This is a genomic window from Methanobrevibacter millerae (genome assembly GCF_001477655.1).
Lineage (GTDB): Archaea > Methanobacteriota > Methanobacteria > Methanobacteriales > Methanobacteriaceae > Methanocatella > Methanocatella millerae_A.
This window is the reverse complement of record NZ_CP011266.1, coordinates 121,742-134,770: the sequence shown is the minus strand read 5'-3', so window position 1 is coordinate 134,770 and position 13,029 is coordinate 121,742. Positions and strand designations below refer to the sequence as shown.

Genomic DNA, 13,029 nt, shown 5'->3' with positions numbered 1-13,029 from the left:
GATTAAAGCTAAATTAAAATCATTTCAGAAAATAAAAATTAGACTAAACAAAAGTCCAAATAACAATACATTTCTAAACAATAAACATACAATTAAAATAAAAAATGTATAAATTTATATATAGAAAAAAAGAACATAATAAAAAAACATTATACAATAAAATTAAATAAACGAAAGAAATTTTAAAATAAAAAAATTTGAAAACAATTGATAAATACTAAAATGAAATCTAAAAATAGAAAATTAATTCTAAAAAAATGTTTAAAAGACATGTTCATAAAATAAAAAAATAATTCGCTTGAAAATAAAAATTTAAATAATTAAAATTTTATTAGTAGAATTGAAAAAAATCTATTGTATACAATTAATCTTTTTAAAAAAACAAAAAATATAGTTAATTACCAAACTTTTGGTATATATGTTTCGAACCATTTATCATAAACTTTTGTATCTAAAATCGATTTGGTATAAGTCTTTATGGTTAGATCTTCCAAAAATTCTTTTGATTTTAGATAATAATGTTTTATTTCTCTTTTCATTTGTCTCCAAATTTGTTCGATTGGGTTTAAGTGTGGAGAGTATGGTGGGAGATAGATTAATGTAATATTTATGTGTAATGCTATTTTTTTGATAAAAGCAGATTTGCGAACGCTATAATTATCAAGAATCAAGCATAACCTTTGTTCGGTTTGCATTTTACTTATTATATTTTCTTTATTTAAGAGGTTTAGTGTAATTTTTCTTCTTATTTCTCTTCTTTTTTTAACATTGTTTAATGATTCACGATTGCAGTGTTTTCCAATAATTCTAACAATTGTTGAGGTCATATTATCTTTATATTTTTCAAGTGTTTTAAAAATTTTTTCTGCAAAAACTTCATTATTTTCATTGTTTTTCATTAAATGTTCGTCTATTTCTTCATCTGTTAAATTAACTTCTTGTATTATTTTATTTAATATTTTTATTGTATTTTTATTATTTGTATTTGCACATCTTAATTCTAATAGTGCTATTGTAATTTCTGGAGCAGTTGAGGAATTTGTTATTGTGATGGTCGAGTTTCCATTAATTGTTAATGATCCTGTGGCGTTGATTTTGAATTTGTAAGGATTCACTATTTGTGTATGTTTTGTTCCTCGTTTATATAGTGATTTTTGTGTATATGGTTCATTTTGGAAAGATGCTTCATCAAATAAGACTATAATATCGTTAGTTGTTACGTTGTGTTCTTTTAAGTTTTTTTTAACTGTTCTTCTGCATCTTCTGGTGATTTTGAAAATTTGGGATATGCTTTGCTATAATTGTATCCTAATTTCTTTACAATTTTTCCTATTTGCTTTAAACTATAATCTACATCGAATTTTTTATTAACAATTAAATGTACGTCCTTCATTGACATATTTGGTGTTTCTTCTATAATTTTATCCAATTCAATTAGCTGGTCATAAGTTAATTTTGATGGTCTTCCGCAATATTAGTTAAAAGACCAATTTTAATATTCAAACTATTTAAAAGGCCAATAGTACCGTGAGGAAGTTCAAAAATAGCTATATCACAATCATCAGCTTTTCCTTTAACTATTCCATCAATAATGGCTTCAGAAACAAGATTATTGACAAGTGAAGAACATGACCATACATTATATCCTGCCTGTTTGAAAAGACTGGTTGTGATAAAAGTAGTTGTTTTCTTACCCATAGTACCAGTTATACCAATTATATTGACAGGTATTAAGTCATTGACAATTTTTGAGAATTTTTCATTAGTCAATACATCAACATCATATTCTTTTATTAATTTAGCGATTGGGGCGGAATCAGGAAGTGTGGGTGGAGCATAAACAGCTTCAATACCATCCAAAGACGGATTTTGATTTCCCAAATCCAAAGTAATACCTTCACCTTCCATTTGAAGTAAAATACGTTGAACATCACTTTTAAAAGCAGTGATTTCTTTTAAATCAGTTATAATTACATTATGTCCCAAATGATTAAGCAATCTTGCAACAGGCCTACTTGCATTTCCTGCACCAACAACTAAATAATTCATGAAAAAACAATCCTTAAAATTTATCTCAATATAGTATATATGATTTCTTAAATTTAAAGGTTATAATATTTAGTTATATTTAAGTTTAAAAAAAATGAAAGAGAAGAGGAGTTTATTCCTCTTTTGCAGCAATAGTAATTTTGTTTGATAGCATTGCTTGGCCATATTGTGAAGTTATTATATATTCACCCGCCATTAAATTGATATTTAATTTAGCAACCCCATTTTCATCAGTTGTACGATTATAGAACACACCGTTGATATTGAACGTTAAATCAACACCAAATAATGGATTGCCCTGACCATCAACAAGAGTAGCGTTGAATGTGGAACCATCCTTATAGACCATGTTTAAATCCTCAGCAGTTAAAACTGGCAAAACAGTGATGTTATAAGACATTTGAAGACCAGTTAAATAATCGATTGCAGTCAATATGTAAACACCAGGATTTAAGTTTATGTTTAATCTAGCAGTCCCATTTTCGTTAGTTGTTCTATTATATAATACTCCATTAATATTCATTGTAATATTTACATTTGAAACAGGTTTTCCTTCACCGTCAATCAATGAAACATAGAACTGTGAATCGTTTCTAAAGTATTTTACTAAATTATTTGCGATTAATGTAGGTAAAACTGTGATTGTGTTTTCCACAGTTGTTCCATTGAAAATTGTTTTAATGGTGTAATTTCCAGGGTTTAAGTTAATAGATATTCTAGCAACACCCTTTTCATCAGATGTCCTATTATAATTAACTCCATTAACTTTAAATGTTACGGTTTCATTAGCTACACCAATATTTGCTTCAAATTTAGAATCGTTCTTATAGATTTTAACCAAATCTTCAGTATAAAGATCAAATCCTTTTGTATAGACCTTAAGGGAAACAGTTGCATTTTTTAAAGATAAATCTTCCCATTCATCACCATATTTAACATATGAACGACCATGTTGGAATTTTATCCTAGATTGATTAAGTAACGGTAGGGAATCAGTTGTCATTACAACAGTAAAGTTATCTCCATTCTTTAATGGGATTTCTTTTTGCAAATCAATAGTATGATATCCTGCATAATAACTTGTTCCATTTTGAGTTAACTTCAAATTGTCATTGACATAGATTTCAAATGTATAATTTTGGTTAGCATTTCTGAAAAATGTACCAATGGCACTGATTAACTCATTGGATGAATTATCATAATTATTTTTATAAGATACCGTTTGATTTGTAGTATTTATATAAAAAAATGCTCCATAATCTGTTTGATAAATTCCAGTGTAGTTTTTGGATTCTGATATGATAAACGCGTATGCAGGGTTGCCGAATGAAAATGTTAAATCATAATAAGAAACATAATCATAACCATTAACACCATGATTTTCACCATAACTGTTTTTGATAATCCATGCCCCATCACCTGGAGGAGTTATTATGAAATTATTTTTAGAATAGTTGTCATCCCATCCAACAAGAGAAACCATATGGTTTCCATCACCAGTTTCATTGTAATATTGAGCACCATTTGTTCCATTATAATAAGGATATGAGTCATGAGCCATGTAACCAACAATTAAAGAACCATAATCAATTATAGCTCTCTTAAGTAAATTGTTATCTGTCACGTTTTTTCTTGGCGGAATAATTACCACATCATGAACATGATACTTAGCAACATCAAAAATGATAGGAGATAATTTTCCCAATTCGTCATAGGTATCATACTCCTCGGAAAATGCTCCCAACCATGAAAGCAGATAAGCTACACCGAAAAATCCAAGACCGCCCTCATCACTCAATGATCCAAAAGAAGAATATTTAAGCATTAAATCTTTCATATTGTTAACTGAAAAAGTATATTCAACACCAGTTGCCTTAAGCAATGCTGATTCAAGAGATCCTGTGATACCAAATGCCCAGCAAGCACCCATACTACCTTGGTCCTTAATAGAACTTACCCAACCCCAATCGTTCAGGTTGAAATATTTGGGAAGTTTATCAACAGTTATGGTATTATTTATCAAATCCACATTCATGTCTTCATTATCGAAATGATATATATAGTCTGTGTTATTCAATGAATAATTAGAATTTTTAAAAATGTTATTATTCATTTTGATGTCATTGTCATAGACACTATATACTCCATAACCATTATTATCGAAATATGAATCATTTAAATATAGTATAGCCTCTTTTACATATATTGCACCAGTATTATTAATAAAGTTTAAATCACTGACAGCTGCCCCGCCCATATACAAGTGGAAAGCACCTGTTTGAGTATAGTTTTCGCTTACCCTATTATTAAGAAAAGTGGTGTTGGAAATTCCAACAGGAGCCTCAGAAACATAAACTGCCCCTCCAGCATATTTTGCAACATTATTCCAGAATAAGGAATTTTCAATAGACAAGTTACCTGACAAGTGAACAAAAGCTCCTCCAAAATCACCTGAAGAGTTGATGAATTTTGAATTGTTTACTAACACTGCAGTATCATCCGCAAAAAAGTTTTCAGTGTCCAAATAAACAGCACCACCATTTTTAACCGCTGTAGTGTTTATAAATGTACAGTTATCAATGACACATAGCTGGAAATTTTTTAAACCTACAGCACCTGCCGTTTTATTTGCATGCAAGTTAATGAAATTAGTATTATTCAAGACAGTAGCACCAGTAGTATAAATTGCAGTCGCATATTGTGAACTTGAATCCATAAAGGTTGAATTGACAACAATTGCTGACTTTACATTCACTATTGCATAATTAGCATTGAAATTTTGAAATGTACTGCCTATTATTATTACAGACTGTAGTAATGATGAAATTGCAGCACCATTCTTAGCATAATTTGAATCAAAAAGACAGTTATTAACGACAAGTTGAGGGAACGTTGAAATAGCACCCCCACAATCAGTTGCCCTATTAGATATGAATGTTACATTGTTCAAGGTTAGCGGAGCGATTGTAGTAATAGCCCCACCATTTTCAGCAAAACCATTAGTAAGAATTAAATTGCTTAATGTAATATTGTCTCCAGCAAATTGAAAAATTCTTGAGTAGTTTTTTGCATCAATTGTGTGTCCGTTACCTTCTATTACAAAATTCTTTTTGTTAACGTATATTCCATCAGAGATATTTGAATCCACATCAACATCATAGACGTAGTCCTGAGATATCTCAATCATTTCACTACTCTGTTCAATTTCACTTTGAAGTGAGGTAAAATTTCCCTCAGCCGCAACAGCAGAAACTGAAAAAAAGAGTACTATTAAAAGTAGTATAAAAAACTTTTTCAATATATCACCATTTTACATAATTATTATATGATAATATTTAAGAATTTAAAATTTAAATTATTTATAGATTATCCAAGAACAATTAGAGAATGAAATATATCTATTCTTAACTGATTTTTCTCATTGAAAAGTTATATATTCTACCACAGACATAATGTTTAATAATAGTGATTTAATCACTATTAGGTGATTTTATGAATAAAAAAATATTTTTAATAGGTATATTACTAGTACTGGCAGTATCAGTCGTTGCTGTTTCTGCTGTAAACTTCAATACACCTGATGGATTTGAAGTGAAAAAGGACTTAGGTTCTGAAAATAAAGAAGTATCATTAATGGGTGTTGACGCTAAGCAAAATGTTACTATTATGCAAAAAAATGACCAACAAATTAATGTATCAACATACGAATTATCTAAAGATGCTAACTTAACTCGTGACGGAATGAAAGAAAGCATTGTTGAAAAAACTATTTCAGGAAAACAAGGATTCTTTGAGCAAAAAGATGGTAAAAGTGTTTTTATTTTCCAAGACCAAGATAATAAACGTGTGATTGTGAATATTGAAGCACCTTCAGAAGATTTAATCGCAGCAGTTCTTAAATAATTAAAATTATTAAAAACTGTTCTTTTTATTTTTTTAAATTTAATATAAGAAAACTTTCTCGAAAAATATTAATTTTGACAAAAACCAAAGTAAAAAATAATAAGATGAAAAATAATTTTCATCTATTCGTTTACTGGATGCCCACAGCCAGAACAGAACATGTCACCAGGTTCAAGTGATCTACCACAGTTACTACATTTTAGTTCTTGTTGTACTTTATTTCCACATTTTGAACAGAATACTGCATCTGGAGCTAATTTATTTCCACATTTTGTACAGAATAAAACATCCCCCTGTGGTTCATTATTAACCGGTTGTTGCTGGGAAGGATTTTGATTTGCTTGCTGTTGATTTGCTCCAAAGTTTTGAGCACCTCCAAACAGCCCTCCAGCCATATTTCCTCCGACATTGTTTCCTAACATCTGACCAAATGCCATTGCCATTGGAAAACCTGCTACCATCCCATCAACTCCCCCTTTATTTCCAGGATTTTCTGCATATTTTTTAGCGACATCAGCCATTTGTTCATCTGCCCAATTGAATCCGAGTGTACCATATTCCATTTTTTTGTTTAATACTTCTTCAAGCTTTTTTGTTTCTTCTTTAGGAACAATAATATTTGAAATATAAAAAGTGACAAGATTTACACCATATTCCTCAAAATCCACTTTTAACTTTTCATGGAGTGCCTGGGAGATTTCTTCCAGATGCTGGGTGATATTATAATAACTTACTTCAGACATTATTTTAGACAAGTAGTTTTTAACTTTAGTAGTGATTTTACCTTTGAAATAATCAGTCAACTGATCTACAGTGTTAAAAGTTTGTGTTCCCATTACATTTACCATAAATTTCCTTGCATCTTCAATAACAATATCCATTACTCCAGATGCTCCAACATTAATAGGAATTTGAAATGTTGGCTCTATTACTGGAAAACGACTGTTGGTTCCCCAAATTACATTTAAAGAAGTCGCCTTATTTATAAAGTATACTTCACAATGGAATTGACTAACCCCTTCAGTTGGAAGATTAATGAGTCCTCTCAAAATAGGAATGTTACCTGTTTCCAAAGTGTATTTTCCAGGCCCGAATTCATCCAAAGCCTTTCCATCTTTATAAAATATAGCCACTTGTGATTCATGAACTATTAATTTAGAATGAGTGTTAAAATCCTCTGCAGGATGTTTCCAAACTAAAGTGTCTTTATCTCCTTCAAATTTGATTACTTTTAAAAGTTCAACCAATATAATTCCTCCATAATATTATATTATTCCAAATATTTTTTTAGGTCTAGGTTTTACATAATCCGGATTATATTGATGTATTTTTTCAACATAAGTATCAATATATTTATCATGCTCCCCCATGTCAAAAAAGCCAATATGTTTATATAAAGGCGTATGAATATCAATTGAATAAATCCAAGCATCTACAGAATCATTATATGAATCATCAGTTACATTTTCAACCAAATCACCATAATTATTCAACAAATAGCTTAATTCCAAAAGAACATTAATATACCAAGCATAATATTCTCCATCAGGACCTTCATATTCAAGTTCTTCAGAATATGATGTATAATAATTTTCAACAAGCCCTAGTGTCTCATCAGTGAATATTCCTATTGCTTCTTTTTTCTCTTCAACATCATCAAGACTTTCAACAATTGAAACAGCAGATGCTATTGAACTATAAAATTCATCTATTCCACGTTCATCTAAAAAATCATACGAATAAGCCCTGAAAAAACCTGCATAAAATTGAGCTTCCCAGTCATTAGGATTTTTAATTAATATTTCACTGTAATATTTATATGCAAAGTCACTATCCCCATTTTCATTTGCCCTTCTTGCAAGTTCATATAAATTATCTAACTCAGAAGAAGATCCATCATCATTATTTTGTTGATTTCCACCAGATGGAGAGTCATTTGCAGGAAATTTAGTACCACAAGCTTGGCAGACATAAAATCCACCCTCCCTTGTAAGCATATTACTTCCACACATTTCACACATTAATTCATTCATAAAAACTACCTATAAACTAAATTATACATTGAATAATTTGTAGATTATAGATATTAAAATTTTTTAAAACAATATGAAATATTATGATTTCCAAAAAATATTTGAAAAATCCCACAATAATAGCAATCAATGGAATTCTCTAAAATCAAATATAAAAAAAGTAAAAATTAAATCCTATTCGAAATGAATAAGATTTTCCACATCATCATAAACAACATCAAGTCCACACATAGAAGGAACATAATTAGCAGCCTTAGCTGAATTGACACCAATGACCTCAAAGCCCATATCCTCAATTGGAGCTACAACCATACATGTGTCACATACAACGTTTCCGCCAGAAGCCTCAATTATTTTTGTATATCCCATCCTATCTGCTGTTGCCTTAACTGATACTGAAGTACAAATCCATAATTTATTTTTAATGGTTTTGCCTTCAACGATATTTGCAACATTTTTTATCTCTTCAAGTGAAGCATGCGGACATCCCAAACAGATTAAATCCGCTTCACGGTCTGTTGTAGTTAATTTTTGGCGAGTTTCTAAAATCTCCTTATCACCAACGAACATATAATCTTCAACATCATCTTTTCCTGCAGCGGACCATTCAGGAGTTACATTCTCCATATGATATAATGCTACTGATCCTGATGAAGCAAGAGCAGCACCCAAAGTTTTCAAATCATTATTGTTTGGTGAATTTTGAACTTTAAAATAAGGCACCCCGCCACCAACAGTTTTTCCAACAATATAGCCTAATGCACCCCAATCAGCACCAGACAATTCAGTGTTGACATTAACAATCAAGTTAGCTTTTCTATTTTCATCCAAGTGGAATCCATAAAGAGGAGTTTTGCCAACAATAGCTGCTGCAAGAGCCGCAGGGCCCCCTTCGCGATTAGTACGTGCACCAATTACTGAATTAACATAAGCAACCGCAGATGATTCAGACCATGATACATGATCTCTAAATCTAGGAACATTACCTACAAGATACGGTGTGCAGGTACAAGTCTTAGAAATTCCAAGCTTTCCATATGCATCCACAATTTGATTTTGCTTAATGGAAAATTCTTTCGGAAATCCTAAAGCTTCCCAGTTATCCAAATCAGTTCCCGGAGGATTGAGTGAAGCATTAATTCCTGAATATTCAAACTCTTCACTGGCCAAGTCTTCAAGGTATTCCAAACCTGCCTGACCTATGGTTTTATATGAAACTCCAGATACCTGAGCGGACGTAATGTCAACTAACTTAGAAGCTCCGTAAATGTCTCCCAAAGCAACCAGAATATCCATACTTTTACGGATGGTTTCACCAAATTCACCATCACACATTTGTTCTTCTTTTTTAGTTAAAAACATATTAATCATTATTTAATTGGTATTCAATCATTTCATCAAATAAATGGAGAAAATTATCTTTGCTTTCATAAGGTATCATAGCTCCTGCTGCAATATCGTGGCCCCCTCCTTGTCCACCGAAATTGTTTGAACTATCACGTAAAGCCTTTCCTAAATCCACTCCACGTTCAACCATATCTCTGGTTGTTCTACCGGATATTTTAATATCATTGTGAAGTCTTGACAATCCCAATACTGGTTTTGATGAATCAATCAATTCAACAGATAATCCAATACTGGCAATAGTACCCATCACAGATTTTAAAACTTTATCTTCACTGTATAAATATTGTGATGAATTTAATTGAACAGCACCTTCTCTTTTTACCCATTCGAGACCTTTCACTATTTGGTCACGATATTTACGTTGCAATTCTGTTGCTGTAGATAGTGCTTTTTCTCTTTCACCTAAAGCAATGCTCAATGCCAACCCAAATTTTTTGTTTTTACCGCAAGCATCTAAAATATATGCATATTCCTCCAAATCCTTAAGCATTGGAATTTCTTTTGGAATCAAATAGCAATCTCCATAAATATCCGGATTAATCTTTATTAATTCAGCTGTCAATACATCTTTTTCTTCATCAGCCAAATCAGTAAATTTAATACCGTAAGATAAACCAATTTTTTCTAAAAATGCGGTAGAACCTTCCAAATCACCACTGATACCAGGCAATGGTGGGGTGAAAGTGTAAGCAAGAGATTTGAATAATGGTTCTGATGCTTTTGAAACAATTTTTAAATCCTCATTAATTTCTAGATTGGTTTCTTTTGCATCTTCTAAAATTAGTTTATTGACACCATTAAATCCGTCTTGGCCTTGCATGTCACCAAAAGCACCTACAAGTGCAAAATAAGCAAAATGTTTTTTATCCAAGTCACGAACACACAAATATGCTGAACCTGCCCCGGATAAATCTTTACTACCATCAATTTCAAATAAGTGTGGATTGACATGAACCAGATTGCTGTCTGCTTCGGTTCCATCCACCTGATGGTGATCAGCTATAATAACATCACTTTTAAAAGTATTCAATTCCTTAACAAAGGAACTGCCCATATCAGAAAAGATAAATAAATCATGTTGCTCATGTCTGAGCTGATTTATTACATCTTCTTTTAATCTAGGCACTATAGTAGTGTGAAATTGAGCATTTTCCTCTTTTAAAGCATTCGCTATTACAGCCGCTGCTGATATTCCATCAGCATCATTATGTGAAATTATGCGAATAATTTCATCATTTTCAATATGCTCTTTGAGCATATTACTAGCTTCACTAGCCCTATTTAACAAGGAGTGCTGCTTGTTGTGGATTATATCTCCAACCTTCTGGTAATTCGCCTTCATTTACATAGTAAGCTGCTAATTTTCTGATTCTTGATTCGATAATTGTTAAACCTCTTTTGGAGTGTAAATCTTTAGGGTTTTCTTCTAAGTGGTCTCTGATGTTAACTGCTCTTTTAATTAAGTTCATTAAATCTTCAGGATAATCTCCAGCTTGATTGTTTCTTTTTAAGATTTCAGTGATTCTTTCACCAGTTACATCTTTAACTTTAGGGATTCCGTATTGGTCTCTTAAGATAATACCGATTTCGGAAGTACTTTTACCTTCTCTGTTAAATTTTAAAATCATTTCTTCAATTTCTTCGTTACTATAAGTTACCCATTCTGGTCTTGCCATAAATAACACCTAATTATATAATATTAATCTTGAGCGGCATACCACTCGATAAATTTTTTTAATGAATTTTTTCTATGTGAAAATTGGTTTTTTTCTTCAGTTGTTAGTTCTCCAAAGGTCTTACCCTCACTAGGAACATAAAATATAGGATCAAAAGCGAAACCTAAATCTCCTTTTTCTTCAACTGATATTTCTCCTTCGACCTTGCCTAAAAAAGTCTTGGGCTCAGAATTGGGGGCGCAGTACCCAATAACTGACCTGAATTCGGCATAACGGTCAGGAACATTATTTAATAGCTTTAATATTCCCTGATTTCCTAATGTATCTTGTACATAATGTGAATATGTTCCAGGAAACCATTTTAAAGCTCTAATAAATAAACCAGCATCTTCAACAATCACAGGCCTATTTAGCTTATGACTAGCATATTTTGCACCAAACTCGGCCACTTCCTCAAGAGTTCCCTGAGGTTCCATGTAGCCCAAGTCAATATGCTCAAGTTCAATGTCATAATCTTTGAAAATATTCTCTGCTTCTATAACTTTATGTTCGTTACCAGTTATAAATGTTATCATAAAAATAGTTTTGATGAAAATTTTTTATATAGTTATCTGAAAAAAAAGAAATGGAAAAGTTTTAAAACTTATTCCTCAAGAATTATATTTTCCTTATATGAGTTTGTTTTTCCATCATTTCCAGTAAATTCAACAGATATTTCATGTTGACCAGCGAGTAGTGCCAATAAGTTACATATTATTAGTGTTAAATCACTAGTGGTTGTACCATTGAAGACAAGTTTTCCATCGATATATACTAAAAGAAAACCATTAGTAAAATCTTGATTAAAAATTTTATTCAGAATGTCCAAGGTAAGTTGATTGTTATTGATTGGCATTTCTTTATTGTTACTGCTTACAACGATTTTTGAATATTTATTGGAAGAAACAGATTTTTGTTCATTACTTATAGCATGATTTGTGGAATCTGAATCAGAACCTCCACCCAAAACAATTTTCGTGTTGTTTATGAAGTCATTGCCGTCATATTTATCTATCATAGCAAAAGATTGGTAGTGAACTGCAGGATCATATCTCAAAGCATGATTGTCCTTAAAGAGATTATTAGTTATGGATGTATGATATCCAACTACCATTATGGCTCCACCCCGATTATTTGCATAATTGCTTTCAAATCGATTGTTGTTTATGAGGACACCACCATTTTTTACAAAAATAGCTCCACCAGATCTTGCAATATTATGTGTAAGGTTAGATTTTTCTATTACACCACCTTTACCACTCCAGTATATGGCTCCACCAAACATATCTTCCCTACCATTAATCAAATTTATTTCAGTTATCGTTACGTCATCTGCATCAATTTGAAAGATTCTTGCATTACTATCTCCGTTAATTGTTACACCATTACCATAGATTTTAATCGGTTTAGATATTACTATACCGAATGTCAAATCCTTATCAACACCACGATTGAAAGTATAGTTTTTAGATAATGACACCTCATCTTTTGAACTTTCAATAAGTTTTTTTAAATCCGTGAATGTTCCAACATCTGCTCCATTTACACTTTTTTGTGAAGTATTACTATTAGAAGCTGCTAATTCAGTATCTTCTGAGTCTACAGCAATGCCTATAACTTCATTATTCTCACTGCTTGCTTGTTCTTCATTACTGATTGAAATGTAATCCACACTAGAATCCAGTTCGAGTACATTCATATCCAATTTATCATTAGGTGATGCATTGATTGCATTGACACAACACATTAACACCAGAAATAAGGTAAAAATAATCAGATAATTTTTTAATTTCATATTAACACCTTTTTTAAAGTTTAAAAATTTTTTAAAATTACATCAAAACTGGATTTTCATTAACTCAACCCAGCATTTATTGAAATATGTAATAAATTAGTAATTTAACCCAGATATTATATAAATC

Annotated in this window: 12 protein-coding genes; 1 reads left to right on the top strand and 11 read right to left on the bottom strand. The window is 31.1% G+C overall.

Features of this window, described 5'->3' with window-relative positions:
- Nucleotides 1-398: 398 nt before the first annotated feature.
- The 4 genes from SM9_RS11510 to SM9_RS00505 form a co-directional block, all read right to left on the bottom strand.
- Nucleotides 399-1,115: a transposase gene (locus SM9_RS11510; RefSeq protein WP_198144388.1), complete on the bottom strand. Its 717-nt coding sequence runs from the start codon at nucleotides 1,113-1,115 to the stop codon at nucleotides 399-401.
- A gap of 116 nt (nucleotides 1,116-1,231) precedes the next feature.
- Entirely contained in the window at nucleotides 1,232-1,393 is a 162-nt protein-coding gene (locus SM9_RS00515) for a winged helix-turn-helix domain-containing protein (protein WP_232299139.1), read from the bottom strand.
- 56 nt (nucleotides 1,394-1,449) lie between these two features.
- Nucleotides 1,450-2,049, bottom strand: a complete 600-nt coding sequence (locus SM9_RS00510; protein ID WP_083495788.1) for a Mur ligase family protein — start codon at nucleotides 2,047-2,049, stop codon at nucleotides 1,450-1,452.
- Nucleotides 2,050-2,161: 112 nt separating this feature from the next.
- The gene (locus SM9_RS00505) at nucleotides 2,162-5,347 is read right to left on the bottom strand and encodes a C1 family peptidase (RefSeq protein ID WP_058738277.1); all 3,186 of its coding nucleotides are present in this window, start codon (nucleotides 5,345-5,347) and stop codon (nucleotides 2,162-2,164) included.
- A gap of 194 nt (nucleotides 5,348-5,541) precedes the next feature.
- Here SM9_RS00505 and SM9_RS00500 point away from each other — a divergent pair, with 194 nt between their 5' ends.
- Nucleotides 5,542-5,952: a hypothetical protein gene (locus SM9_RS00500; RefSeq protein WP_058738276.1), complete on the top strand. Its 411-nt coding sequence runs from the start codon at nucleotides 5,542-5,544 to the stop codon at nucleotides 5,950-5,952.
- A 122-nt stretch (nucleotides 5,953-6,074) separates the two neighbouring features.
- On the opposite strand, the gene SM9_RS00495 is transcribed toward SM9_RS00500, so the two are convergent.
- The 7 genes from SM9_RS00495 to SM9_RS00465 form a co-directional block, all read right to left on the bottom strand.
- Nucleotides 6,075-7,199, bottom strand: coding sequence for an SPFH domain-containing protein (locus SM9_RS00495; RefSeq protein WP_058738275.1), 1,125 nt, complete (start codon nucleotides 7,197-7,199; stop codon nucleotides 6,075-6,077).
- A gap of 18 nt (nucleotides 7,200-7,217) precedes the next feature.
- Nucleotides 7,218-7,985: a TFIIB-type zinc finger domain-containing protein gene (locus tag SM9_RS00490; RefSeq protein ID WP_058738274.1), complete on the bottom strand. Its 768-nt coding sequence runs from the start codon at nucleotides 7,983-7,985 to the stop codon at nucleotides 7,218-7,220.
- Nucleotides 7,986-8,159: 174 nt separating this feature from the next.
- Entirely contained in the window at nucleotides 8,160-9,347 is a 1,188-nt protein-coding gene (locus tag SM9_RS00485; protein ID WP_332308768.1) for an aconitase X catalytic domain-containing protein, read from the bottom strand.
- 1 nt (nucleotide 9,348) lies between these two features.
- Nucleotides 9,349-10,680 carry a single-stranded-DNA-specific exonuclease RecJ gene (locus tag SM9_RS00480; protein WP_083495787.1) on the bottom strand — a complete coding sequence of 444 codons (1,332 nt, stop codon included), beginning with the start codon at nucleotides 10,678-10,680 and terminating at the stop codon, nucleotides 9,349-9,351.
- The gene (locus SM9_RS00475; RefSeq protein WP_058738271.1) at nucleotides 10,670-11,068 is read right to left on the bottom strand and encodes a 30S ribosomal protein S15; all 399 of its coding nucleotides are present in this window, start codon (nucleotides 11,066-11,068) and stop codon (nucleotides 10,670-10,672) included. Before SM9_RS00475 ends, SM9_RS00480 begins: the two co-directional genes overlap by 11 nt.
- A gap of 23 nt (nucleotides 11,069-11,091) precedes the next feature.
- A complete protein-coding gene (locus SM9_RS00470; protein ID WP_058738270.1) occupies nucleotides 11,092-11,643 on the bottom strand; it encodes an XTP/dITP diphosphatase in 552 nt (183 codons plus the stop codon).
- A gap of 68 nt (nucleotides 11,644-11,711) precedes the next feature.
- The gene (locus tag SM9_RS00465; protein ID WP_058738269.1) at nucleotides 11,712-12,902 is read right to left on the bottom strand and encodes a right-handed parallel beta-helix repeat-containing protein; all 1,191 of its coding nucleotides are present in this window, start codon (nucleotides 12,900-12,902) and stop codon (nucleotides 11,712-11,714) included.
- Between the last annotated feature and the right edge of the window lie 127 nt (nucleotides 12,903-13,029).

Excerpts from the sequence above, each read along its gene's own strand:
- SM9_RS00515 (WP_232299139.1), bottom strand. The coding sequence starts at position 1,393 with ATGAAGGACGTACATTTAATTGTTAATAAAAAATTCGATGTAGATTAT.
- SM9_RS00510 (WP_083495788.1), bottom strand. The coding sequence starts at position 2,049 with ATGAATTATTTAGTTGTTGGTGCAGGAAATGCAAGTAGGCCTGTTGCA.
- SM9_RS00500 (WP_058738276.1), top strand. The coding sequence starts at position 5,542 with ATGAATAAAAAAATATTTTTAATAGGTATATTACTAGTACTGGCAGTA.
- SM9_RS00490 (WP_058738274.1), bottom strand. The coding sequence starts at position 7,985 with ATGAATGAATTAATGTGTGAAATGTGTGGAAGTAATATGCTTACAAGG.
- SM9_RS00485 (WP_332308768.1), bottom strand. The coding sequence starts at position 9,347 with ATGTTTTTAACTAAAAAAGAAGAACAAATGTGTGATGGTGAATTTGGT.
- SM9_RS00475 (WP_058738271.1), bottom strand. The coding sequence starts at position 11,068 with ATGGCAAGACCAGAATGGGTAACTTATAGTAACGAAGAAATTGAAGAA.
- SM9_RS00470 (WP_058738270.1), bottom strand. The coding sequence starts at position 11,643 with ATGATAACATTTATAACTGGTAACGAACATAAAGTTATAGAAGCAGAG.
- SM9_RS00465 (WP_058738269.1), bottom strand. The coding sequence starts at position 12,902 with ATGAAATTAAAAAATTATCTGATTATTTTTACCTTATTTCTGGTGTTA.